This is a genomic window from Acetobacterium carbinolicum (assembly GCF_047456275.1).
In the GTDB taxonomy this organism is placed as follows: Bacteria; Bacillota; Clostridia; order Eubacteriales; family Eubacteriaceae; genus Acetobacterium; species Acetobacterium carbinolicum.
Genome location: NZ_CP173357.1, coordinates 3,918,882 through 3,942,471 on the forward strand (window position 1 = coordinate 3,918,882; position 23,590 = coordinate 3,942,471).

At 39.8% G+C, this 23,590-nt stretch carries 24 protein-coding genes; 11 read left to right on the plus strand and 13 right to left on the minus strand.

Annotated features, from left to right (window positions below; translation table 11 throughout):
* The first annotated feature begins 295 nt into the window (after window positions 1–295).
* Both ACIZ62_RS18140 and ACIZ62_RS18145 read left to right on the plus strand, forming a co-directional pair.
* Window positions 296–769: a helix-turn-helix domain-containing protein gene (locus ACIZ62_RS18140; protein ID WP_111888613.1), complete on the plus strand. Its 474-nt coding sequence runs from the start codon at window positions 296–298 to the stop codon at window positions 767–769.
* A gap of 4 nt (window positions 770–773) precedes the next feature.
* Window positions 774–1,844 carry an alpha/beta fold hydrolase gene (locus tag ACIZ62_RS18145; protein WP_111888612.1) on the plus strand — a complete coding sequence of 357 codons (1,071 nt, stop codon included), beginning with the start codon at window positions 774–776 and terminating at the stop codon, window positions 1,842–1,844.
* 137 nt (window positions 1,845–1,981) lie between these two features.
* Here ACIZ62_RS18145 and ACIZ62_RS18150 read toward each other — a convergent pair whose 3' ends face one another.
* The 5 genes from ACIZ62_RS18150 to ACIZ62_RS18170 form a co-directional block, all read right to left on the minus strand.
* Window positions 1,982–3,223 carry an MFS transporter gene (locus tag ACIZ62_RS18150; protein WP_414150824.1) on the minus strand — a complete coding sequence of 414 codons (1,242 nt, stop codon included), beginning with the start codon at window positions 3,221–3,223 and terminating at the stop codon, window positions 1,982–1,984.
* Window positions 3,224–3,342: 119 nt separating this feature from the next.
* The gene (locus ACIZ62_RS18155; RefSeq protein ID WP_322520055.1) at window positions 3,343–4,749 is read right to left on the minus strand and encodes an amidohydrolase; all 1,407 of its coding nucleotides are present in this window, start codon (window positions 4,747–4,749) and stop codon (window positions 3,343–3,345) included.
* Window positions 4,750–5,092: 343 nt separating this feature from the next.
* Window positions 5,093–5,971: a LysR family transcriptional regulator gene (locus tag ACIZ62_RS18160; protein ID WP_111888609.1), complete on the minus strand. Its 879-nt coding sequence runs from the start codon at window positions 5,969–5,971 to the stop codon at window positions 5,093–5,095.
* A gap of 209 nt (window positions 5,972–6,180) precedes the next feature.
* A complete protein-coding gene (locus tag ACIZ62_RS18165; protein WP_414150825.1) occupies window positions 6,181–7,158 on the minus strand; it encodes a serine hydrolase domain-containing protein in 978 nt (325 codons plus the stop codon).
* 244 nt (window positions 7,159–7,402) lie between these two features.
* Window positions 7,403–7,852, minus strand: a complete 450-nt coding sequence (locus ACIZ62_RS18170; protein WP_414150826.1) for a universal stress protein — start codon at window positions 7,850–7,852, stop codon at window positions 7,403–7,405.
* Between the two features lie 287 nt (window positions 7,853–8,139).
* Here ACIZ62_RS18170 and ACIZ62_RS18175 point away from each other — a divergent pair, with 287 nt between their 5' ends.
* The 4 genes from ACIZ62_RS18175 to ACIZ62_RS18190 are packed head-to-tail and all read left to right on the plus strand — an operon-like array spanning window position 8,140 to window position 9,652.
* The gene (locus ACIZ62_RS18175) at window positions 8,140–8,529 is read left to right on the plus strand and encodes a DUF2089 domain-containing protein (protein ID WP_414150827.1); all 390 of its coding nucleotides are present in this window, start codon (window positions 8,140–8,142) and stop codon (window positions 8,527–8,529) included.
* Window positions 8,530–8,548: 19 nt separating this feature from the next.
* Window positions 8,549–8,980 (plus strand): SHOCT-like domain-containing protein, encoded by a 432-nt coding sequence (locus ACIZ62_RS18180; protein WP_414150828.1) that lies wholly within the window; start codon window positions 8,549–8,551, stop codon window positions 8,978–8,980.
* Complete coding sequence (locus ACIZ62_RS18185; protein ID WP_414150829.1) at window positions 8,970–9,284, plus strand: hypothetical protein; 315 nt, start codon at window positions 8,970–8,972, stop codon at window positions 9,282–9,284. The genes ACIZ62_RS18180 and ACIZ62_RS18185 overlap by 11 nt, the downstream gene beginning before the upstream one ends.
* A gap of 20 nt (window positions 9,285–9,304) precedes the next feature.
* Window positions 9,305–9,652, plus strand: a complete 348-nt coding sequence (locus ACIZ62_RS18190) for a phage holin family protein (protein WP_414150830.1) — start codon at window positions 9,305–9,307, stop codon at window positions 9,650–9,652.
* A 91-nt stretch (window positions 9,653–9,743) separates the two neighbouring features.
* On the opposite strand, the gene ACIZ62_RS18195 is transcribed toward ACIZ62_RS18190, so the two are convergent.
* Both ACIZ62_RS18195 and ACIZ62_RS18200 read right to left on the minus strand, forming a co-directional pair.
* Window positions 9,744–11,426 carry an ABC transporter ATP-binding protein gene (locus tag ACIZ62_RS18195; protein ID WP_414150831.1) on the minus strand — a complete coding sequence of 561 codons (1,683 nt, stop codon included), beginning with the start codon at window positions 11,424–11,426 and terminating at the stop codon, window positions 9,744–9,746.
* Between the two features lie 67 nt (window positions 11,427–11,493).
* Complete coding sequence (locus ACIZ62_RS18200; RefSeq protein ID WP_414150832.1) at window positions 11,494–12,138, minus strand: TetR/AcrR family transcriptional regulator; 645 nt, start codon at window positions 12,136–12,138, stop codon at window positions 11,494–11,496.
* Between the two features lie 487 nt (window positions 12,139–12,625).
* Here ACIZ62_RS18200 and ACIZ62_RS18205 point away from each other — a divergent pair, with 487 nt between their 5' ends.
* Together ACIZ62_RS18205 and ACIZ62_RS18210 are read left to right on the plus strand one after the other, a co-directional pair.
* Entirely contained in the window at window positions 12,626–13,210 is a 585-nt protein-coding gene (locus ACIZ62_RS18205; RefSeq protein WP_414150833.1) for a hypothetical protein, read from the plus strand.
* Between the two features lie 197 nt (window positions 13,211–13,407).
* Complete coding sequence (locus ACIZ62_RS18210; protein ID WP_414150834.1) at window positions 13,408–14,250, plus strand: nitroreductase family protein; 843 nt, start codon at window positions 13,408–13,410, stop codon at window positions 14,248–14,250.
* A 452-nt stretch (window positions 14,251–14,702) separates the two neighbouring features.
* On the opposite strand, the gene ACIZ62_RS18215 is transcribed toward ACIZ62_RS18210, so the two are convergent.
* Window positions 14,703–14,972, minus strand: a complete 270-nt coding sequence (locus ACIZ62_RS18215) for a hypothetical protein (RefSeq protein WP_414150835.1) — start codon at window positions 14,970–14,972, stop codon at window positions 14,703–14,705.
* Window positions 14,973–15,363: 391 nt separating this feature from the next.
* Here ACIZ62_RS18215 and ACIZ62_RS18220 point away from each other — a divergent pair, with 391 nt between their 5' ends.
* From ACIZ62_RS18220 to ACIZ62_RS18230, 3 genes are all read left to right on the plus strand, one after another.
* A complete protein-coding gene (locus ACIZ62_RS18220) occupies window positions 15,364–15,978 on the plus strand; it encodes a TetR/AcrR family transcriptional regulator (RefSeq protein ID WP_414150836.1) in 615 nt (204 codons plus the stop codon).
* 13 nt (window positions 15,979–15,991) lie between these two features.
* The gene (locus ACIZ62_RS18225) at window positions 15,992–16,795 is read left to right on the plus strand and encodes an alpha/beta fold hydrolase (RefSeq protein WP_414150837.1); all 804 of its coding nucleotides are present in this window, start codon (window positions 15,992–15,994) and stop codon (window positions 16,793–16,795) included.
* Between the two features lie 172 nt (window positions 16,796–16,967).
* Window positions 16,968–17,510, plus strand: coding sequence for a helix-turn-helix domain-containing protein (locus ACIZ62_RS18230; RefSeq protein ID WP_414150838.1), 543 nt, complete (start codon window positions 16,968–16,970; stop codon window positions 17,508–17,510).
* A 204-nt stretch (window positions 17,511–17,714) separates the two neighbouring features.
* Here the strand turns inward: ACIZ62_RS18230 and ACIZ62_RS18235 are convergent, their stop codons facing one another.
* From ACIZ62_RS18235 to ACIZ62_RS18255, 5 genes are all read right to left on the minus strand, one after another.
* Window positions 17,715–18,704 carry a uroporphyrinogen decarboxylase family protein gene (locus tag ACIZ62_RS18235; protein WP_414150839.1) on the minus strand — a complete coding sequence of 330 codons (990 nt, stop codon included), beginning with the start codon at window positions 18,702–18,704 and terminating at the stop codon, window positions 17,715–17,717.
* A gap of 518 nt (window positions 18,705–19,222) precedes the next feature.
* Entirely contained in the window at window positions 19,223–21,022 is a 1,800-nt protein-coding gene (locus tag ACIZ62_RS18240) for a radical SAM protein (RefSeq protein WP_414150840.1), read from the minus strand.
* Complete coding sequence (locus ACIZ62_RS18245; RefSeq protein ID WP_414150841.1) at window positions 21,001–21,606, minus strand: class I SAM-dependent methyltransferase; 606 nt, start codon at window positions 21,604–21,606, stop codon at window positions 21,001–21,003. The genes ACIZ62_RS18240 and ACIZ62_RS18245 overlap by 22 nt, the downstream gene beginning before the upstream one ends.
* 25 nt (window positions 21,607–21,631) lie before the next feature.
* Window positions 21,632–22,741: an ABC transporter substrate-binding protein gene (locus ACIZ62_RS18250; protein ID WP_414150842.1), complete on the minus strand. Its 1,110-nt coding sequence runs from the start codon at window positions 22,739–22,741 to the stop codon at window positions 21,632–21,634.
* Window positions 22,742–22,798: 57 nt separating this feature from the next.
* Entirely contained in the window at window positions 22,799–23,584 is a 786-nt protein-coding gene (locus ACIZ62_RS18255) for an ABC transporter ATP-binding protein (RefSeq protein ID WP_414150843.1), read from the minus strand.
* Window positions 23,585–23,590 lie beyond the last annotated feature (6 nt).

Here is a 23,590-nt window from a genome sequence, read left to right on the forward strand (position 1 = left end):
AAAATCAGAGTAAAGTAAGTTGTTACATGGCTCATTGATGTTTCGTTTATCTAGGCATGGTTTTCTTTACTTACCAAAGATGGGTCAGGTTATTATTGTTGTAAGATGGGCTTCACTTCTTATTTGTTTGGATTAGATGGTGCAAAAAGAGTAGTTTGAAAAATAAAACTGGAAAAGCAAGACCTTATAATTCCCTTCCCGCAACCAATGCTGACATTTTTTGTACCATTATGTTAACATCAATTGATGGATATTGTTTCTAAAAGCTGATAAAATAGGCACAGGTGGTGAAAACATGAAAAATATGATTAGTCTGAATTTGCAGACTCTGCGAAAAGCCCATCGGTACACGCAGGAAGATGTGGCTGAAAAGATCACTGTTTCCCGACAGTCCGTTGCTAAATGGGAAAACGGCGAAAGCTTACCGGATATGAATAAATGCATTGCTCTGGCAGAGCTTTATAACATTTCCCTTGATACCCTCGTAAACGGTACCGAAACAGCTGGAGTACCCCTGCCGCCAAAAGGCAAGCACGTCTTTGGCACAGTCATAGTTGGTGAGCGCGGACAAATTGTCATTCCTAAAAAAGCCCGGGAAATCTTCCAGATCAACTCCGGAGACAGCCTGATGATTCTGGGTGATGAGAATCAAGGTGGACTGGCCCTGATTGATGCCAATCGATTCATCAGTCAGTTTGAATTTATTAAACAAGGCTTGGGCTATGCGCCTCCAACCGCTAATGATAAAGAATATGAAAATGAGGATTAAAAAAATGCAAATTGTCCTGCTTGTACTCGGTTTTGTGGTAATCGGCATCGCTGCTATCCTTAGTTATTTTTTTTACCGCAATTTACATCCGCTTGATGATCATTATCTCAAACAAACCACGGCAGCTGGTTTTACCCCAAAAACAGCCATTTTGGATAATGGTTCCACACTTAGCTATGGCGAGGGGCCAGATAATGGCCCCGCACTCCTTTTAATTCACGGTCAGGGCGTTTCCTGGGAAGATTATGCCGCCGTTCTACCTGAATTGTCAAAAAATTTTCATGTCTTTGCGGTGGATTGCTTTGGCCACGGTCAATCCAGTCATGATCCAACGCTTTATTCCTGTGCGGCGAATGGTCAAGCACTGATCTGGTTTATGGAACATCGTATCGGCAAGAAATGTCTTGTCTCCGGTCATTCTTCCGGCGGTATCCTGGCTGCCTGGCTCGGGGCCAACGCACCCAATCTGGTCAGTGGTGTTCTGCTTGAAGATCCCCCGCTCTTTGCCGTGACCCCAGCAGAAATGCAGCAAGGAGCTGGCTGCTTTGCCTGGAAGGATACCTTCATGACCATTCACAGTTTTAAAAACCAGACAGATGAAACAGATTTTGTTGTCTACTATTTTAAAAATGGCTACATGGTTTCCCTTTTCGGTGGTCTAAAAGAAAAGGTGGTCGCAGCCGTTGAAACATTCCGAGCAGAACATCCCGATCAGGGGCCAAGAATCTACTGGATCCCCTATTCCTGGCTACGCCTGATGAATACCATTGATCGCTATGATCTGGCCTTTGGCGAGCATTTTTATGACGGTTCATGGATGAACGCAGTCGATCAGGAAGCGTTACTAAAAGCGATTTCGTGCCCGACGATTTATCTGAAAGCCAAAACGAATTACGGTAAGGACGGAGTCTTGTACGCCGCCAACACGGATGAAGATGCAAACAAGGTTCAGGCTTTGCTCCCTGATTGCGAAACCCTTACCATCAAATCAGGCCATGACATCCACTATGAACATCCGGATTTTTTCATTTCCGCATTAAACAACCTGCAGACCAAGATAAAAAGCGGGAAATAGTTTGAGCTACTATTTCCCGATTTTTACTTATTTAATTGCTATTTCTAATCTTCTTGACCTTGTTATTCATAAGATGTCTTCCTGGATTTTCATAAAGAAACGTTTTAATTTCAGACATTTCCTGTTGGCGTTTCTTATTAAGTCGTTGATAGGCTGTTTTTTAAGTATGTTGTTAAAAATGCAACAATAGATAAAACTGCTACTGCTGTCAAAAATAGAAAAGTTGTGTCAAAAGATCCTTTACTTGCATCTACTATAATTCCTATGATAAATGGTGCTGTGAAGCTACCAGCTTGAGACCCAAAATTAACGAGTCCAACTACAGAACCTGTCACCTCAGGAGGGAACTGCTTCATAATCATACTATTAATAATAACAAATATTGCGGTTACACAAGCGATTATTATTCCTTCAAAAACGAAGAACAACATTAACGATGGCGTCCTGTACATGATATAGACGGAGACCGCGGTTAAGACAGACATTATCAATGTTGATCGCCTTACCGTATCCATCTTCAATTTATCTGTTATAATTCCACTTGCCAGCATAGCAAATAAACCAAGGATTGCCGGCATCATCTGCCACTTTCCAGCTTCCATCAGGCTAATATGACGAGCTTGAACAAGATAAGTCGGTATCCATGTGTTTATTCCCCATGTTATCAGACTAACACAAAATCCAGCCAGGCACATACTCCATACAAAAGGAACTCTAATAACTTGCTTAAATGCCAATTTTTGGGGCTTGTCTATAGTTTGTATCGCGACTTTATCTTGAGTAGTTACTGGTAATTTTAATATCAGCAAATAAAGAACTGCCATAATAGCGCCAATTACCGCAATTATATAAAACAATGCACTCCACCCCATTTTGCCGATAATCCATGCAAAGAGTATGGAACTGATAATGGCAATTATAACCCCTGAAACTAATAGTATTGAAATCGCCTTTCCTTGTTCATTTCGAGGAAAAACTTGTGATATCGTTTTCAAAGCAGTAGGATAGAATGCTCCTAAACTAAGACCGAGTAAAAACCGAAATATTATTAGTGATAACGCGGACCATGCCAAACCCGAAAGTGCTGCAAAAACAGACCAGATAAGGATGCTACTAATCAAAACTTTTTTGGGACCATACTTATCTGCAAGCCAGCCCCCTGGCACTTGCATAAGTGCATATCCAAGAAAGAAGCTACTCATTATAAATCCTTGTGTTGAAGCATTTAAAACAAAGTCTTTGCTAATTTCCACAATCGCATAGTTAATTGAAAAACGATTCAGATTTCCCACACACCATCCTAAAAACAACAAAGTTAGTATTCCATACCGGCCTTGATTTTCAACAGAATTTTCAATACAATTCGATTTATCAACCATTTTTAGTAACCTTTCAATTTTAGTCTTTTGATTAAGTTTCCTCGGTTATCATTCTATGTCTTGACAGGTGAGATTTAATTACTGTGCCATCAAGACATAGAAATATGTATAGTTTTACTTTAGGTCAGTTTTACTTTCTTTGGCACCGCGTCAGCGCCAATGTTCACTTTATAATTCAGGTTTTTTGATGTTTCTCTAAATTCGTCTTTGACCTTTTCCATTAAATCACCGTCGCTCATCAATTCACAACACGCTCCCGCCAGCGTTTTCGCGGCAAACAACATGCCGTGAAAACCAAGATCAGAACCTGTGCATGCCGTCGCCTGCCATGTATGTGTAAACACGCCGATCGGCCATGTTGCGCAGTAAACAGCTCCAAACGGAAATAACCAGCTCGGATCTGCATCTCCCGAGATCGGAAATACCTCATTGTTTGTTTTGGGTACGACTTTGTCCAACAAGTCTTTGTCATAATACTCGGGCGGAATCTGGAACGCCTGTGCACCCCTGAGTTTTTGCTCAGGCGTAAATTGATCATTAAGTTTTTTAGCAAAGGCGTAATCATCTTCCGTAAAGGACGGACCGCCCAACTCGTTCATGTTCTTTACAAACAAATCGGCAAGCGTCTGATTTACGATTACTTCATTCCCTCCACCAAGAACCTCTACCTTTTCCAACGTAGTCCCTGTCATCATCGCCGCACCCTTTGCCACATCGACAAGACGTGGGAACGCCTCATCTAACTGTACCCGTTTGGGAGCCCGCATCATATACCATGACTGACATCTGTCCGGTACAGTGTTTGGAGCGATTCCATTGCCTAAAATTGAGTAATGCATCATGACTTCTTTCGGAAGATGCTCGCGCAGATAATTTGCCCCTACGTTCATCAATTCAACCGCATCGAGTGCACTACGACCAATATGTGCCTGCGGTGCATGGGCGGTTAGCCCTTTGAAGCTGAACACCACAGAAGTAGCCGCAAGACACGGTACTCTCCATGGAGTGTTGTTTGAAGATGGATGCCAGTAAAGCAGTGCATCACAATTGTCAAAATATCCATCCCTTAGCATAAACAGCTTTCCAATCAGCTCCTCCTCCGCGGGGCATCCATAATAGCGAATCGTACCCTGTAGTTCCCCTCGTTCTATTGCCTCTTTGATGGCAATGGCAGCACCAACACCACCCGTGCCCAACAGGTTGTGACCGCAACCATGTCCATGTCCACCTTGTACTCTTACCTTTCTCTCTGGCACAGAATCCTGCGATAAACTTTCAAGTGCATCATATTCACCTAGAATGCCGATAATCGGTTTTCCCTTCCCATATTCAGCGATAAGTGCCGTGGGCAAGTCTTTTAAGCCGAGCGTTACCTTTAGTCCCGAATCTTCCAATACCTTGGCCTGCAACTTTGAAGCAAATTCTTCTTCCAGCGAAACCTCAGGATTTTCCCAAATATCTCGCGCCATTTTTTTCAACATCTGGCTGTTTTTATCAATGCTGTCCCAGACTTCTTTCTTTATCATCATAACTCTCCTCGTATAATAAATTTAGATTGATTAAGGTAATGTCTAACACTTAATTAACAATTCCGTAAGCTGTATAAAGGTTTACGATCCCCGATATTTTTCCTCCTATCCCATAACTTTTATGATATCGTTTTACTAGGTAAATCAAGCCATCTAATTATTTACGATTATACTATCGATTTTTTATAATAACCAATACGTGTTTTAACATGAATCAATAGCCTGTAGCCTATCAATTGGTTCTTTTTACCTGATATTTGTTTTATAAAAAAAACTCTCGAAATTTTCATCGAGAGTTTTGTTAATAGTCCTATTTTGATGCAATAAAATCATTATACTGCTAATCTTTTTTGAAAAAATCAATCAAGTACTCTTTAAACTGCATTGAAGCCTTCGTTAAATAGCGTTCCTTGACAAAAGACAACGCAATCTCCCGTCTACATACCGGCTCTTTTATATGAATATAGACTGACATATCTTGTTGAACATCATTCCACTTAAGTTTCGGAAGCAATGCTACTCCCATATTGGAATTTACCAGTTCGATCAGATTTGCAGAAATATCCGTCTCAAACATAATATTCGGGGTAAATCCGGCCTGGTGACAGAGTTTTTCTGTTAATTCTCGTATGCCAAACCCCTCCTTTAAACTTATGAATGGCTCATTCGCTGCTTCTATCAAGTTTATCTCGCGATATTTTGCAAACTTATGCCCACTTGGAATAATTAAAAATATCTCTTCAATTACCAATGGTATACATTCTATGGAAGCACCTTTAATAGGTGGTGAAGAGATACAAAAATCAACTTCCCCGTTTTGAAGTTGCTGCTTCATTTTTGAAATTGAACCGATTGTTTGCCGAAAAATCATATTGGGATAACGTTTTGAATATCCTTCCAGAAGTTTGAAAAATGGACCGATATTATTTGCCGCAATTGAAATGTTTGAGCTTTCATTTATTGACATATCTGACAACTCACGTTTCCCATTATCAAGTTCCAGAAATACCCTTTCTACTCTATTAAGAAATGCTTTTCCAAAATGATTAAGTTTAATCTGTCTCCCAACGCGTTCAAATAATAGAACCCCCAATTCTTCTTCCAACTTTGAAATAACCTTACTTAAAGATGGTTGGGCAATATGAAGTTCCTCTGCTGCACGTGTCATGTGTTCACATCTTGCAACGGTAAGAAAGTACTTCAATTGAAGCAAGTTCATTTTTTCACACTCCTTTATATAGATTTCCGTTTGTTACGTGACACTAGGACTATTTCATTTCTCATATTCTCATTGGGTTCGCCCTCCTGTACCTTAAAAATATACGTCTTCTCGTCTTCTCGTCTTCTCGTCTTCTCGTCTTCTCGTCTTCTCGTCTTCTCGTCTTCTCATCTCCCTATCTCCCCCCTAAACGGAATGGCTATTTTTACTCAATCTGCAAATATTGGTTCAATCATTTTAAGAATAAGCTCAATTCTGTCCTTAGCATCCGGGATTAAAAGAGAAGCGATCGAGATAACCATTTTTTTCTTTGTATTCACGTAAATCACGTTTCCACCGTCTCCCAAGGCGGCGTAACTTTGCTCTTTATCATCAATAATCCACCATAAATAGCCATAAGACAAGCTATTCCACTTGATGTGTTCCTGTGTGCTTATGTCAATCCATTGTTTTGATAGGATTTGTTTGCCTTCCCATAATCCGCCATTTAAGTACAGTTGCCCTATTTTTGCCATGTCCACCGGTGTTAAAGTAAGACCCCAGCTTGCCGTATTGATCCCCTGGGGATCAACAACCCAGCCATTGGTGTGTTTTTCTTTTGTATAAAAGGCCATCTGTTCTTCTTCACTTCGCAACACCACATTATGCATTCCATTGATCCCCAGTGGTGAGAATAAGTTCTTTGTCGCAAATTCAATTATGGGTTGACCTGTCGCTTTTACAAGAATGCCTGATAGGATATGTGCGCCGATGATGGGCGAATACTTAAATTCTCCAATCTGTTCCTCGCCACCCAATAAATCAAGGGCCGCTTTTATCCAGTTTTCACTTGCGAAAAATGCCGCATATGGTTCTAATTGATATTTATATGGCGCAGTCATGGTAAGCAGATTTTTAATCGTAACATTCTGTATTGTTTTTTCACCAGCTTGAACAGCATAATCCGGGAAAAAGTCCAACACCTTCTGATCCACACTTTTAATCTGGCCCTTGTCAAGGGCAATCCCAATCAAACCGGAAACAATGCTTTTTGTTACGGAATACACATGAATGGCATGGTCCGCGATATACCCATTAAAGTAATTTTCGTATAATTTATTACCGTTTTTTTGCACAACAATACCCGCAATATCGGGATAGTCACGACTTATCATCGTCTCAAACGCTTTAATTTTTTCTTGATTCATACAATTTTCTCCTTTAGGTTTTAACGGATATCCTTGAAACTAAGGATAAGTCCATTAAAAATGGATTGCAAGTACTATTTTAAAAAATGTTAAAAAAGTATAACACTGGCATGCCGAAGAAACGTTTCTTTTGTTATGACGAAAACGGTTGATTGCAAAATAAGCGAGTCATCTCTACCGCACCTACAAATAGGGGGTCCAATCCAATAATCATATTGGATTGAACCCCCTATTTGTAAAAATACTATTCTTTTATGATCAATACTGAAGAAGGACCTGAATCAACAATTTTTCTGGTGGTGGAACCAACAAAGAAACGTTTAGCAGGACTGAGCCCTCTTCTTCCCATCACAATCAAATCAAATTGCCCTTCTTCGGCAAACCGCTCGATTTCCTCATCAACAATACCCTTTAGGGTTTGAGATTTTAGTACCAAACCTGTATTCTTATATTTTTCAACAAGAAAATCTAAGAATTCATCATAGCACTTTGTCGCATTTTCTTCAATTTTAGTTTCAATTTCCATATCTACAGCATTTGGAGCCCCGATACCGACTCCGTAAAAAGGAACTTTTCTTTCTACCACAGAAATAAATGTCACTTCACCGTCAAGTTTTTTCGCCAATTCAATTGCTTCATCTGCAGCTTTTAGGGAAATTTCAGAACCATCTACCGGTACAAGAATCGTCTTCATTTTATCATGCCTCCATTAATAATAATTAGTATTTAATCGTTTGTTATTCGATCATACTCAAATAACTTATCCCGATTATAATAATATTTACCCCTTTTTGTCCAAATATAACATTGCTTAAATCCACCAACAATAACCAAGATGACCGTCGAAGTGCCTCTGCGTTATAAAAACGATTGAAATGTTAATATATTAAATTAAAAAATTAAATATATTAACTTTTATATTGACATATTTAATGTACAGTAGTATATTATAACCAAATAAACGTAGGAATGGTGAAAACAATGAAGTATAAAGCCCCGGGCAGATGCCCCATCTGTGGAGAAAAACTTTCTATAACCAAGCTCAGCTGCTCCAAGTGCACCACAACTATTGAAGGTGATTTCCAGCCCTGTGAATTCTGCCGTCTATCTGATGACGATCTTGAGTTTACTAAAGTATTTATCAGGTGTCGCGGTAATATCAAAGATGTTGAAAAAGAACTGGGTATCTCATACCCTACCGTTCGTGGTAAACTGGATACGGTTATAAGGGGCCTCGGCTATGAAATTCCATCGAAAGAATTAATTAAAGAGAAGGCCTCCAAAACAGCTGCCAGAAATGAAATTCTTGATCAATTATCAAGCGGTGAAATTTCTTCAAAAGAAGCCACAGAACGAATAAAAAATTTATAGAGAAGAAGGAGATCAGTCAATGAGTGAACAACAAAAAATACTGGAAATGATCGAAAAAGGACAGATTACGGCGGCGGAGGGTATGGAACTACTAGAAGCACTGAATATAACCGAAGTGACACCCCTTCAGGCGGTTGAAACAACAAAACAAAGCTACAAATTTTTCAGAGTGAGAGTCACTTCAGATAACAATTCGGTTAATGTCAATGTCAATATTCCAATCCGTCTACTGACAACCATTGGCGAAATTGCCGACAGAATGACTACCATGGTTCCGCCTGATGCCAGAAAAGAAATGGAGTCGAAGGGGATCGATATTTCCAGCGTCGATTTTGCCAAAATCGTGGAAGAAGTCATCAATGGTACCCTGGAGGAACCAAATATCGTTGATGTGGACGCCTGGGATGAAAGCAGTCAGTCCATGATAAAGGTACGGGTCTATGTCGATTAGGGGTTTTCACGCATTATGGATCCGGCTTCAAATTGAGGACCGACGATTCATAAGAATTCCCTTTCCCATCCCGATATATATCTTTGAAGAACTGCTGGACTGTTTTCTGGACATTCTCGTCATCGCATGTATTTTTGTACCAAAAGCACCTCATCCGAATGCAACCTCCCGCATCTCAGTCCATTTAGTGAAGGAACTCGTTGCCGATGTTATAACGTTGCTTGGGTCTTTAAACATTGATGAAGGCTATGATCTTATTGATGTTGCTACTGATAAGGCCAAGGTATTGATTCGCGTCAGATAAACGTATTCCAGGAGGTAAAAATGATAAAACTATTTATGAAATATCTATCGATCATCTTAACACTCTATTTACTGTCACTGGTTATCGATAGCATTCAGATCAATAGCACCTCGGCACTGCTCATGATGGGATTGGTTCTACTCTTTGTCAACTTATTATTAAAGCCGATTCTACTGTTGATTACCTTACCACTTAGCCTGCTAACACTGGGATTATTCAGTTTTATTGTGAATGCCTGGATGATCATGATTGCGGACCACTTTGTAAGCAATCTGAGCATGGGTGGTTTTCTTAACGCGCTACTGGCCGCTTTACTCATTGTTTTCTTTAATCACCTTTTGACGGGTATGCGAAAAGAAGCCCATTAACCGGTTATTCGCGATTAAATAGTGTGCAATGATCTTCTGCAACTAATATAAGTGCCATAAGCTTTACTCCTCGTATAATAAAAGTGTTCATTTATTTTTTCAAGCTAAAGAAATCATAGAAAGGCCCTTTTGCGCTCATCAAATTTGCAAAGGTGTCTGTTTCAAGGATCGTTCCGTTTTCCATAAAGATAATTTGATTATAGCCATTCAACAGCTCCGGATTTAGTGAATGCGTGATGGTAACAACTGTTAGTTCCGCGATCTTTTGCAGTTGACTCTCAATATCATAGGCGGTCTGCATATCTACCGAGGAAGTTCCCTCGTCTAAAATCAAGATTGGCTTACCCTGAACCAACGCTCGAGCTACCGCAACCCTTTGACGTTGACCGCCGGAAATATTGTTTCCATTTTCGCCCACGGAGGTATCCAAGCTTTTTTCTTCTCCCAAAAACATCTCCACCCCACTCATGTTCAGTGCCCTTTGTAAATCGATCTGCTTAATTTGTTTGTTCAGGCAGATGTTGTCCTTAATCGACGCATCAAACATATAGACATTTTGGTGAATAACAGCGAACATTTCATTTAGTTTCGCGATATCCAGCTTTCGCATATCGACACCGTCAAACAAAACTTCGCCTTCGAAGCCATCGTAATATCCGGTGAGCAAGTTGATCAGCGTGGTCTTGCCACAACCACTTTTCCCTACAATAGCATACTTTTCACCCTTTTTAAAGGTAAAATCAATCCCCTTGATAATTTGCTGCTCTTTCGCATAGGCAAAACGCAAATCTTTGATGGTAATACCCGTTTTAAAGGTTGGGCACATCGTTCCTGTAAATGTACGATCATGATAGTTTACAAGGGTGTTCAGACGTTCAATGATTGGCTTACTTCCTTGAATGAGCGGAATATTCTGCGACAGAATCTGAATTGGAACAACGATTGTTCCAGACACCTGCACAAGTGCTACCAATGCACCGGCAGTTATTTTTCCAGTGATAATCAGGTAAGCTGATACAAACAAAACGCTACATTGCACCACAATACCCAACATGATCGACAACGCCTCCACCGCTGCAACAATCTTATCCAACGCATACTTCGCGTGATAAACCGTATCATTTTTCTCTTCAAAGATCTTAACAACTGAGCTGTTCATTCGATAGGAACGGATTACCTCAAAGCCAGATAAAAAGTCTTTGATTGCCACTGTCAAACCAGATTGTTTTTTTGAAAAGTTATCCTGCCGTTTTTGGATCCCATTCTGAAAAAAGCTCGGCACAGCAATGAGCAAAAGTATTGCGACAAACAGGCACAGTGTAACAAGCGGACTCAGGTAAAGCATCACTGCAAAAGAACTAATAAAGACAATGATATTTTGCAGGCAGAGTAGGATGGGGTTAACGTAGTTTTCCTCGACATTTTTTACATCGTTAGTCAGCACCGACAGGTAATCCGCAGAATTGACCGACTTGAAATCAGAGATATTTTTCTTAAGTATCCCGCCAAATGCATCGTTACGCAGCATCCTCGTTACTTTGCAGATAAACTTTTTACTAAGTGTTGAATAGAGTACGTAGCTCACGCCCAGAACAGCGAGATAAACCGCTGTTTGCAGGACAATCGTAACAAAACGACTCATGTCCCGGGATAGTGAAACATCAATAACTTCTTTGAGAATCAGCGCCACCAGCGTCGAGCCGACAGAGAAGATTGTCCCGAATAGTAAGGCCATTGCCAGCAATCCTTTGTTTCTTAACATGTACTTTTTCATAATAATCTCCTTTTATTCATTCAGCATGTATGTATTTGTTTAAAAATAAAACTGCCAGATGGCAATTTTATTGGGTATCGATCTCTGTCGCATTCTCTATCACCTGGGCAATCATTTCATCATCCAAAAACGGAACCCCCAGTTTGTCAGTAATCTCTTTAATATATAAAAGCTTCTCCACGCTCTCCTCAAGAGACGATGGGTATAGTGTCGGTAGCGTCCAAAAATTTGTCAGAAACGTGATTAGTTGTGAAAGCAGCTTCGCGTGCTCGGTCTCAATCGAGCCATCCTTTATGCCTTCCTCAATGATCTCTTGATACAAAGGTGCAACCAGATCCCGGTTATCATCAATCACCTTTTTTAAAAAGGTTGGACTTTGAAGTGCCTGTACCGACATGATGTTAATTTTGCGGCTTTCTGTGTTTTCCATCGAATATAGCAGTAAATATTTAAGCTTCTCAAGACCTGTTAAATGTGTTTGTTGCCTTACTTTTTCAAAGGGATTATTGTCTAAGAACAGCTTATCGCCTAACGCATCCAGTACCTCCTCTTTGGATTTAAAATGGTGGTAAAATGCGCCGCGGGTCAACCCCCCCATATTCTTTACAATATCCAAAACAGTTGTTTGCTCATATCCTTTTTCCAAAAAAAGCTGAAGTGCGGCATCCAGAATTTTTTGGACCGTTTCTTCGGGGTATTTGTTTCGTGACATTAATGCGCCTCCATTCATACACTGTGTATGTTTAAAATATAGCAAATAAAAATCGATTTGTCAACAGACATATACTACAAATATATGTCTGTATCGATGACTTATGATAATGTCCTAGTATACCACTTTTGATTATGTCCTAAAACAGAAATTTAGTGTATCATTAGTTTACTCCTCAAGGCGTAAATGACATAATCGTATCAGGGCCTGGCCCGTTTGGGAAACGATATGCATAATTTGCACTTGAACAATTTTTCTCTCTTACGCAACGCAAAGCAGTTTTTTTCGTGTATTAGGATGAAAGACTTATTTTTAATAGAAAGAGGGTCAATTAAATGGACGAAAACAAAATTATTGATTTATATTAGGAACGCTGCGAATCTACAATAACTGAAACTTCACGTAATACGGCAAGTAAAGTTAAATCGATACTGTTTTGGACCAGAAATGAACTTAAAAAACACTTTGAGAAAGAAGGAATCATTCTATGAAAAACGAAAAATTTTTTAATGCGATTGGCAAAATTGATGACAACTCGATTGAAACAGCTTCTCCAAAATCAAATAATCGGGAAAAAACGATATGGAGAAAACGGCGCTTAATTACATTGATCACAGCTTGTCTCATTTTTTTTATTTCAGCCACCGCCTATGCTATTGAGAACAGAAGATATAATGCAGCAGTGGATTATCTTACCTCTTTGGGGATTGAGGCAACAGATCTCAGTAATTACTCTAGGAGCGAAATTAAACAGGCTGTCACCGTTTTGGAAGCAGGCGAAACCAATGCATTAACAGCGGAAATATTATCATCAGCTGAAAATAGTTCTTCCCTTATTGACATCCCGATTACTGCCGTTACATCTGGGCAGATCCGTGACCTAACGCCCCAAATGACGCATGCAGACATTATAAATATCTTGGGAGAAACGAAGGATATTGGTTCTGGCATCTACATCTTGGTTTATGAAGTCGATGGTGCGAATTTGTTAAATATACCGTTGGCTGGGAACGACGCGCAATTAGGTGTCACTGGTGAAACACTTTTAAAAGCACTTACACCCAAAAAATGATCTGACCGATGACCATAACAGAATGATTTAATGATCTCCATATCTGTGAAGATGGATCTAACTGATCGGCTGGGATTTTTTACTACTGAAACACTGGTCGATATTCTGCACGTAAAATAATCCTTGACAGCCGCTATTTATATTGTGTAAAATATAATTGTATAAAATTTACATAGATTAATTTAAGGAGAATCACCATGAATATTAATTTCCCAATCGAAGTAACTGTAAAAAAGCGTTATAGCGTCAGAAATTATAAAGACCAGGCGATTGAATCCGATAAACAAAAGGCCATTGAATCCTTTATCGATTCATTAGAAAATCCCTTTGGACCTCACGTTGCCTTTCACACGCTTGATTTAAAATCTGGACCAACCGCTCAAAAGCTTGGTACTTACGGTGTGATAAAAGGGGCCAGCCACTACATCGGCACGACAATCACTCTGGAACCGATGGCACTGGAGGCTTTGGGGTATGAATTTGAAGCCTTAGTCCTTTATTTAGCCGATCTTGGTTTAGGCACTTGTTGGCTGGGTGGCACTTTTGACCGTCAGAGCTTTTCCAATGCGATGAAAATAGAAGTCGGTCAAATTTTCCCGATCATAACCCCATATGGCTATGCGGCCGACCACAAGCATTTTAAAGAAAAAGCCATGCGAAAGCTGATCAAAGCTGATCAACGTAAAGAATGGAATCAATTGTTTTTTTCTGATGACTTCCAGTCCCCGCTGTCAGAAGCTGCTGCCGGTGATCTTGCCTTCGCCCTGAAAATGGTGCGATTGGGGCCCTCTGCATCCAACAAGCAACCCTGGCGAATTATATTAAACGATAGCGGCTGTCATTTTTATGAGTACAAAGAACCAGGATACAGCAAAGCCTTTGCCTACGATATTCAACGGGTCGACATGGGTATTGCTGCCGCACATTTTGATTTTTCGATGAAAGAAAAAAATATTGATGGTCATTTTGTCACCTCAGCACAACCCGAAATTGACTTGCCTAAAAACGTGGAATATGTCTTTTCATGGATCAGGGCATAGTCCCCCGATAAATCCATCAACTGCTTTTGCCCATTGCTGATAATAGCTTTTATGCGTTGGGAAGTGAGTCGCATTCTTAATTAATACATACCTTTTAATCTCACTCCCCAATTATTTAAAAACCTTTTCAGTGTAGTACTTTGGGGTCATTTCGTCTTTTTCAGGTTGAACTATAAGCACTGACTTGGTGAATCGCTCATGCGTTAACAAAGGCTTACTTTGCAATACAAGTACTTGCCGCACCTCTTAATGTTATATGGGTTCCTGCTTGAGAATCTTTTTTTATCATTTCATTAAATTCATTCGAATCCGTCAATGTATCATACGAAACCAATCGATAAGTTTTTATTCGCAAATTGCCCAAAAGCTTAGCCGTTAATCGAAGTAAAGGCATCAGTAAAAATGTCATTACTTTACCAAAATGCCCCCGATATTTTTTCACCAATCAACTATTATCTTGAAATCTTCCAAACAGCTCTCCCACCTTCTTCACTAACTGTGACGGTTGGGTGCCAGCCGCGATCAAGTAGTCCAAGCCAGACATGGCATGCACATATCCCAATATCAACATTGGGGTGTTCCCATTTAAAATGCTGGTATCCCGGTGGCATGACAAAGGCTTTGATGGCATCCATGACATCCTGATCAACCGAAAGCATTTGATAACTGCGGGCTGACCGCCTGGCTTCTATCGTACTTTTAATGGGAAATTTAATTAACATGTCGTGAACCTCCATAAATTTAGTTATTAAGATTATTTTAATCTCTACTGACTCATCGCGAAATACTAAGCTCTTCCGTAAGTCGCTAGTATTTCGGTGCTACTCCAAGTGAATTTCTACAGTCAATCTAAATTATCAATGCAAAGCAGATTGTCGGCAGTGTGCTATTTACAGAAGGGTTATTCAAAGGATAGTTCGATTCGATAACTAATGCAAGAACTATTTTGAAATACTATAAAACCTTGACCACCATTTCTCACCTACATGGAGTCGGTTCGTCATCATTGGTAATATTATTTCTTGACGAATGATCTAAATACTATTATAATATACTAGTGACCATGTGGTCATCGGATCTTAATATTAAACACAACATTTATGGGAGGTTTGCGTGCCAGAACGATTATTTTATGAACTTGATATAACCAAAAGAGCCCTTATTTTTGATGCCGGATTAAAGGAATTTTCTCAGCATCCTTATGACACGGCTTCGACAAATAGCATCATTAAATTTGCCGGCATTAGCAAAGGCAGTCTATTTAAATATTTTAAGAATAAAGAAGATCTGTACTTTTTTATTTTAGATTCGGTCATCGCCGATTTAGTTACCGAAACCACAAAGGACATGTCAAACTTAAAAGGCAATCTGTTTGAGGTTGTTATTGGCTATGCGGCGATTGAATTTAATTGGCATATCAGCAATCCCGAAAAATATCAGTTGCTAAAAAGAGCCTTCATTGATGATCATTCCGCGATTTTCAAGAAAACAATCAATCGATATGAAGCCTCTGCAGAGTCGCTGTATGATAGCCTTCTTTCGGATCATCTCACCAAAGAACCCAGTTCACAGAAAAATACAAAAATCATAAAATGGGTTGTTGAAGGTTTTAATCAAGAATTCAACCCCATAATTGATTCATTTGATGATGTGGGTATGTTAAAAGATGCTTATCTAGAAGAACTTATAAATTACCTGAATATTGTAAAAAATGGCATAGCTGATTAATGGAGGTGCAATTATGTTTTATCATGCAATAAGCCGTCACGTAAAAATCGGAAATACCGCTATGGATTACGTTTCTTTTGGAAAAGGTGATAAAAATTTAGTCATTATCCCTGGCCTTGGTGATGGTTTAAAGACCGTTAAGGGTGCCGCGATAGCGCTCGCTCTGATGTATAAACGTTATGCTAAAGATTATACGGTTTATTTCTTTAGTCGTAAAAATCATCTTGATGAAGGGTACTCAACCCGGGAAATGGCAACCGATCTTCACACCGCAATGGCTAAATTAAACATCCAAAACGCCCATGTGATGGGACTTTCTCAAGGAGGGATGATTTCTCAATTTCTTGCCATTGATCATCCCCAAAGTGTCGATAAACTTGTCATTGGTGTTTCAGCTTCACGGCCAAACAAAACCATGGAAACGGTTGTTAACAGTTGGATAACGATGGCTACAAATCATGATTATAAGAGCCTATTTATCAGTTCCATCGAAAAGACATACCCGGAGGATAAAGCAAAAAAATTCAGACCATTTTACCCGATTCTAACAAAATTTGGCAAACCGAAATCTTTTGATCGATTTATGATCCAGGCAAGATCATGCCTAAGTCACAATGCTTACGAATCACTTGCACAAATAAAAAGTCCCACCCTTATTATCGGTGGTGATTGCGATTTAGTGGTTGGAAAAAACGCCAGCGAAGAAATGGCCGCTAAAATTTCCAATAGCACCCTCTACATCTGCAACGGCCTTGGCCATGGTGCCTTTGAAGATAAGGCCTTTAATCAACTGGTACTTGATTTTTTGAAGGATTGATCATGCGGGCAACATGGCAAAACTTCAACCGACATGAAATATGATGCAGCGATCCGTAAAAAAATGCCTGTTTTTTTCGCATGTCCCGCCCCCCGGTATCACATAATGATTCTGATTTGACTTTTTATTATCATAATGATAATATTGTCATAAACTGTCAGGAGGAAATGTAATGGAAGAAAAAATTATGGATTGCTTTACACACCCAATAAAATGCAAACTGTTATTAGAGCTCTATTCTGTTGGAAAAGCAACCGCTAAACAACTTGCCGAAACATATAATGATATTCCACAGGCAACCCTATATCGCCACTTGAAACGGATGACAAATGACGGTATTTTAAAAGTTGTCGAAGAAAATCAAATCAGAGGGACGATTGAAAAAACCTATGCAGTTGCTATTGATCTAGATGCCGGTGGTCAGGCACTAAGTGGCGAAAACGTCGGCGATGCCTATCTGCAAATGTTTATGCAGTATGTTTTTGGCTTTATCAAACAATTTCAAGCCTATTGTAAAAGACCGGATATCGATATTCTAAACGACCGGTCAGGTTTTTCTCTTGCCCCAATCTATGCAACCGATGAAGAGTTGACCACCGCAATCGCTGAGTACGTAAAAATCATTCAGCCGCTTTATCAGAATAAGCCCGCTCCGGGTCGCAAAGCACGAACCTTAGGCCTCATTATTTCACCGCCCGAAAATTACAATCAGTAAATCTTTTAAAGCTCCTGTTATTGCCGTTGTGGCAAGGGAGCTTTGCTATTGACATTATATTATTATTTTATCGCCATATAACAGACGAAACATCATTTGGGTGATAATGAAAAAGTTCGAACCGGGTGCTTACGGTTCGAACTTTTTAAGTTGATAAAAACTATCAATGTCGGGTTTTATTTTGTCTACCTGGTGTTTTAACAGCTAAGCGATGGGATGTTTTTCTGCATAGTCCCGCCCATATTTCGTTAACTCATCCATGAAGATACTGTTGTTCCATTCACGAAAGCAGACACCATTAGGAATGGATGGATAGAAACGTCCAGCAGGACAATAAGTATCCACCGCGCGACGCACTTCTTCCCGAATTTTTTCTTCGGTTATGTTTTCTATATCGATTTTCGGTCCGTCAATGCCACCCACCATGGCCAGTTTTCCTTTTGTGATCTCCTGGATTTTTACGATATCATTCTGGGCGATGACACCCTGCCAGATATCGATGCCAATCTCAACAAGATCCGCTGCAATGGGTTCTAAGATACAGTCCGCATGGTGCATGTAGATCATGCCGCATTGATGGATGGTATCGGCAATTTCCTGCTGCAGTGGTTTAATGATCTCCCGCCAAACGCCAGGGGGCAAAAACAGATTTTGTTTGGTTCCCCAATCGTCGTGATAAAAGATGATATCGGGATGGGTTTCTTCTGCTACCTTTCTGATGTAAGCCATCTTATGATCAGCAATCACCCGAAGCAGAGCTTTCATTTCATCCGGATACTCCAGATAATTCATCAGGGCAACTTCCATACCCAGAAGAAAATGGCTTCGCTCAAAAAGGCCACCAGGGTAAAAGAAACAGGCCAGTTTTTCGTTGCGATTGATTTGGGATGCCGCTTCCCGAGCTGGTGCCCAATCCAATTGGTCAATGTTCGGTACTACCAGCTGCTCTTCCCACTTTTCAATATCTGTAATAACCACGTTGTCCCGGGTGATATGAGGATGAGGACCTGGTGCGCCCGGCAAAAAAACACGAACCGTTCCCCAGGAATCCATGTATTCTTTGCCGTCCTGAGGAATCATCGCATCCCGAATAAATAGCGGATCCGGGATAAATTCTACCGCTGCCATTAAATCTCCATAGTAATCCGGCTGTTCGCCACGATACACTGCCATAACGTTTTCTCTCTGATTCATTAAAAACTCTCCCTTTAATCATTAGAGTCTGGTAAACGATTGCAACGCTGTGATGGGATTGTCATTAACTGTTAGACTCCAATCCTACTCACAACTAATATGCAGCATTAACCGTGGTTAAAATATAACACGGATCATTTGTAAAATCCAGTACTTTATCGAAAATTTTTCAAGGTTATTTTTTACCCAAGAAGATAAAGGCTTACTACGAGAGTATATTTCTGTTTTTCCACAAGAATAAGTTAAAAACACCTGACATCAAAACTAAAAAACGCCAATAAAAAACATTGAGCAATAATAGTTCTTAATTTTAAACCCATGTAATTTTAAGGCGTAGTATTTCTTCAATTTGTTAAGCATCTTTCTCTTTTATCTTATGTTTTCAACCATAATCATTATCACACTGGCAGCTCTTATTAAGCCCATGCCGTTAGACCCGCAAAGCCGAATTTTTACCAAACTTAATGCAGCTTAACCCGTTTCTATCTCTAATTGGTTTGATTTGTTTCGGTACACTGCTAACAATCACGCCAATGCCAGTCGCTTGTTGGTGTTGCAAAGGACAAATTGATTTTTTCAGCGTCAAATTCACGGTGATAAAATTCACGGTACATATATTCCGCTTCTTCAAACATGTCAAAGTGGAATAGCTCAGGATGCAAAATGTTTGCAATATTCATCAAACCAAGAATCCATCTGGGACTTCCAAAATCCCAATTGGGATAGGTATGCGTAAAGATTCTTTTTGAGTGAACCGCGTTTACTTTGATACCTTTTGTTAAGCATTCCTTATAGAAATCATCGATTGAATTGGATAGAAAAGACGATATAAAAATTACTTCGGGATTCAATTCGTTTAGTTGCTGTTTACTTATGTTCATTCCCGGTCGCCCATCACCTATAACTTCTTTATTAACGCTAATTCCGCCCGCTGCTTCGACCAGCTGATTTTCAAAACGTTCGCCTTTAAGGCAGAAAAGCGGTTTACCCATAACGTAATACACGCGCGGTTTTGATGTTACATCCTGAAGCTTTACTTGTATTTCGTCATACTTACTCTGCATATACGTACTTAGTTCCAGGGCTTTTTTCTCAGTGCCGGAATACTCGGCAAATTTCTGAATGGATAAAATATATTTCTCAATTGATTGTAAGTCATGATGCCAATTACTCATATTTTTCCCGGTCAGCATACGCTCCCATATATTAACCACATCTGAAATCCTATCCACACCAGAAGCGATCAGAATGGCCTTAATCATGTCCAATCCGCGCGTGAATGGATACCCTCCTTCAAACGCTTCTTCGGTATAATCATCGCGTTGCTTTAATCCTTTTATGGGGATACTTTGTTGGCACTCTGGACATTTATTATCCACATCCAACCCGATCTTTCGGGTCTTTGCCCCCATCGGCCCGTAAAAATCCCGTTCTACTAATAAGCATCCACAGTGATGACAATAGGTATTGAGAAATTTTGTCCCGGGACTGTTAAACAGATATACATACCGTAACTTCTCTTTTAATACAGTCGCTAATTGTTCGGCTTCGCAGATTGTTGGTTCCAGTGCCGGGTTTGCACCTTCCAGAGGAATATATCTCATGATTTGCAGCGGAATCTTATAGTTGGATTGATTTAGCCAGGAAGCAAAATTTTCAACGCTTTTCTCATCATTTTTTTTATATGTACACGATACTTCAATATGAATGCCGGCATCATAAAAAATTTCGATGCTTTCAAGTACCGGAGTAATGGATTTTGCTCCACAGATCATGTATTCTGCGTCCGAAAATCCCTTTAAGCCGATGTTGACATAATCAATATACGCTGCCATCGTCTGTGCCGATTTTTTTGTCAAATACCCATTGGTCGAACAACCAACTAAAAGATTCGCCGCTTTGGCTTTGGTGGCAACATTTTGAAACGTAAAATAAGAAGCGATTGGATCATTCATTAAAAATGAGATTCCCATACAGTGTTCTTTTTTAGCCTTATCAATGATTTGATCAGCCGTCATATGGTGTAGTGCGGCACTATTTTGACCAATCTCTTGGACCAGAATCGTCGATATACATCCGGGACAATTTAAATTACATCCGGTTGTCGTTATTTGCAAAAACTTCCCTTTGGGATAAAAATGCAACATTGGCATTGTTTCAATGGAAATGCCACATACGACAAGATGTTTATCGGGCGCTGTTTCCATTAATTCCCCATTTCTTATTGTATATTTTTTGCATAATCCGGTGTTTCCTTCTTTGATTATACATTCATTGGCGCAGATATAACACGGATTTACTTTTTGAATATTATCCATAATCCAGCCTGCTTTCTACTCACTTCATAATGACTGATATCTGTTTGCTTCATCATATTTTCAAAATGTACGTATCCTTTTTCACCCGCTCGTTTTTTGCGATCATTTTTCCATTCGGGATCGTGTTCCTCCATTTTTTCAGATACTTGTAATAATAATTCCTGATTACCAAATCCTCCCCCGATATAAGCATAGCCTTCTGGCTTTAAAACCCGATAAATTTCATTAACCCCTTTTACTTGATCGTCCCAGAAAAAAATCGAGCCCCGGCTAATAATCAGATCCGCCATATTGTCCTCGAATGGCAATTGCTCGACATTGCCCTGCTGAATTCTGACCCGATCTGAAAGCATCATACGCACACAATTTTGCTGAGCTTCTTTTAGCATCTCATCTGATAAATCAAACAAAATGGTTTCAATATCTGGCGCAAGTTTCGCGAGTTCCAAACCCAGATTTCCAAAACCAGTCCCCACATCAATACACACGCCACGGGTGATACCGGTTTCGTTAATAATATTTTCTGCAATAACCGGATAAATCGGTGCGAAAATATTATTGACGACATGTTCAAAACTTTTCACATTCATTTCTATAGCGTTCACCTTCTTATTTAGAATTTTTATAAATCTCTTTAATCTGTTCTGTGGTCAGGTCGATATTGTAAAACAGCTTATAAAACGCCTTCGTATCCTGATCGAGATTATAATCATAAATCTCAGGATAGAGTAAGTTACCCAGCCATTTAATCCCAATAATACGGTTCACCGACGGCGGACGATCAAAAAAATTAAACGGTTGATAGGGTACTTCATAGACCTTTTTGTTTTTAACTGCATCAAGGGTTTTAAACCGATCATCGCTTAATACCGCATCATAGGTCGCGCCTTCGGCTGCAAATCCCTGGTCATGACAAGCAATAATAACCTCCGGTGCCCACTGCAACAACTGTTCTAACGATACCGATGATCTTCCCATCCCCGACTTGATTTCGACTTCAGCCACATTTACAGCCCCAATCAGGTCAATCAGTTCAGAATGCTGTGAGCCTGAAGGATCAGTCTGTAAGCCTTCCGTTCCTTCGGCATAATAGACGGAAATTCTTTTCTCGTCATCAATTGTTGCCGACTTCGTTTTAACGTCACTCAAGAGATTGTCAATATATTGTCCCAACTTTTCTGCTTTTTGTTCTTCGCCAACTAAATTCCCGACAAATTCATATGTCTTTGACATGCTCTCAAGACTTGAATCAATCATAACAACCGGAATCTTTAACTGTTCCTGGATACTATTCGCTTGGTCGATGGTTCCTTGTGTTGCTTTTCCCGAAAAACTGGAGAAGATAATATCCGGTGCGGCCTTTACTATTTCTTCAACATTACCAACTTTTCCATCAGCATACCATCCCGATAGCATCGGCAATGCTAAAAAGTCTTTATCCAAGTATTCTTTTTCACTCTCAGTCGGTTCCCAATTTTGCCCTGCTATTTTTCCAGGATTTAACGTGTACATCACCAGGGTACCCACTGGACTTCTGCTCAGTGTCTGATCAATTGTCTTGGGTATCTCCACTGTTCTTCCCGCCATATCAGTAATTGATACGGTTTCTGATGAGCCCGCACTGTTATCTGTCACCTCTGTTTTTGACTCTTTTTGTGCTGCACATCCTGTCATCATGATTAAAATCACTAATATCATACAAATTACTCGTCTTTTCACTCTTTTCTCCCTTTCGTAACTGGTGCTGGTGCATTTTTATGCCACTATCGCCATGTATCAGATTATTATATTTGGAACACAAACATCGATTCTTTTCTTTCTTTTTGTATTAACCTGGCATACATCTACCTCCACTCCATAAATTTCCCCTAGCAACGTTTCTGTTAAAACCGCTTTCGGATCACCAAAATATGCTTGTTTGCCATTTTGAAAGATTACCACTTTTGATCCAAACAACAGCACATGATCTGGCGAATGGGTTGTCATGACAATTGCAAGCTTCTTTTTTTTAAGCAAATTAATGTTATTAATAATTTTGACCTGATTCCCAAAGTCTAAATTTGAAGTCGGCTCATCCATTATTAACAGCTTCGGTGCCTGTGCCATTGCCCTGGCAATCAACACCATTTGCTGCTCGCCACCACTTAACTCGGTGTAAATTCTATCTTTCATATTACTGAGACCTAAGCCGTCAATACATTCCAATGCGTATTCATAGTCTTCCCGCTTTGGCGTTGAAGTTATACCCGTGTGAGCATTTCTTCCCGAAACCACAACATCAACTACCGGAAAGGGAAAGGGTAAGCTGTTCGCTTGTGGTACATAAGCGATCGCTTGCGAAAATTCTTTGCAGGTCAATTTATTTATATCCTGGCCATTGAATTGAATATTTCCACCGAGCGGTTTAATAAACCCTAACAGCGTTTTAAAAAAAGTTGTTTTGCCAACTCCGTTTGGCCCTAATAAGCAGATGATCTCGCCCTCTTTGATATCAAAAGATATTGATTCCACAATTTTTAAATTTTTATAGCCACACGATAAATCTTTTATTTGTATCCGCATTTTCAA

Excerpts from the sequence above, each read along its gene's own strand:
- ACIZ62_RS18185 (WP_414150829.1), top strand. The coding sequence starts at position 8,970 with ATGTCGATTAGGGGTTTTCACGCATTATGGATCCGGCTTCAAATTGAG.
- ACIZ62_RS18190 (WP_414150830.1), top strand. The coding sequence starts at position 9,305 with ATGATAAAACTATTTATGAAATATCTATCGATCATCTTAACACTCTAT.
- ACIZ62_RS18240 (WP_414150840.1), bottom strand. The coding sequence starts at position 21,022 with ATGGATAATATTCAAAAAGTAAATCCGTGTTATATCTGCGCCAATGAA.
- ACIZ62_RS18155 (WP_322520055.1), bottom strand. The coding sequence starts at position 4,749 with ATGATAAAGAAAGAAGTCTGGGACAGCATTGATAAAAACAGCCAGATG.
- ACIZ62_RS18140 (WP_111888613.1), top strand. The coding sequence starts at position 296 with ATGAAAAATATGATTAGTCTGAATTTGCAGACTCTGCGAAAAGCCCAT.
- ACIZ62_RS18160 (WP_111888609.1), bottom strand. The coding sequence starts at position 5,971 with ATGAACTTGCTTCAATTGAAGTACTTTCTTACCGTTGCAAGATGTGAA.
- ACIZ62_RS18210 (WP_414150834.1), top strand. The coding sequence starts at position 13,408 with ATGAATATTAATTTCCCAATCGAAGTAACTGTAAAAAAGCGTTATAGC.
- ACIZ62_RS18205 (WP_414150833.1), top strand. The coding sequence starts at position 12,626 with ATGAAAAACGAAAAATTTTTTAATGCGATTGGCAAAATTGATGACAAC.
- ACIZ62_RS18180 (WP_414150828.1), top strand. The coding sequence starts at position 8,549 with ATGAGTGAACAACAAAAAATACTGGAAATGATCGAAAAAGGACAGATT.
- ACIZ62_RS18175 (WP_414150827.1), top strand. The coding sequence starts at position 8,140 with ATGAAGTATAAAGCCCCGGGCAGATGCCCCATCTGTGGAGAAAAACTT.
- ACIZ62_RS18215 (WP_414150835.1), bottom strand. The coding sequence starts at position 14,972 with ATGTTAATTAAATTTCCCATTAAAAGTACGATAGAAGCCAGGCGGTCA.
- ACIZ62_RS18170 (WP_414150826.1), bottom strand. The coding sequence starts at position 7,852 with ATGAAGACGATTCTTGTACCGGTAGATGGTTCTGAAATTTCCCTAAAA.
- ACIZ62_RS18150 (WP_414150824.1), bottom strand. The coding sequence starts at position 3,223 with ATGGTTGATAAATCGAATTGTATTGAAAATTCTGTTGAAAATCAAGGC.
- ACIZ62_RS18235 (WP_414150839.1), bottom strand. The coding sequence starts at position 18,704 with ATGAATCAGAGAGAAAACGTTATGGCAGTGTATCGTGGCGAACAGCCG.
- ACIZ62_RS18145 (WP_111888612.1), top strand. The coding sequence starts at position 774 with ATGCAAATTGTCCTGCTTGTACTCGGTTTTGTGGTAATCGGCATCGCT.
- ACIZ62_RS18195 (WP_414150831.1), bottom strand. The coding sequence starts at position 11,426 with ATGAAAAAGTACATGTTAAGAAACAAAGGATTGCTGGCAATGGCCTTA.
- ACIZ62_RS18225 (WP_414150837.1), top strand. The coding sequence starts at position 15,992 with ATGTTTTATCATGCAATAAGCCGTCACGTAAAAATCGGAAATACCGCT.
- ACIZ62_RS18165 (WP_414150825.1), bottom strand. The coding sequence starts at position 7,158 with ATGAATCAAGAAAAAATTAAAGCGTTTGAGACGATGATAAGTCGTGAC.
- ACIZ62_RS18255 (WP_414150843.1), bottom strand. The coding sequence starts at position 23,584 with ATGCGGATACAAATAAAAGATTTATCGTGTGGCTATAAAAATTTAAAA.
- ACIZ62_RS18230 (WP_414150838.1), top strand. The coding sequence starts at position 16,968 with ATGGAAGAAAAAATTATGGATTGCTTTACACACCCAATAAAATGCAAA.
- ACIZ62_RS18200 (WP_414150832.1), bottom strand. The coding sequence starts at position 12,138 with ATGTCACGAAACAAATACCCCGAAGAAACGGTCCAAAAAATTCTGGAT.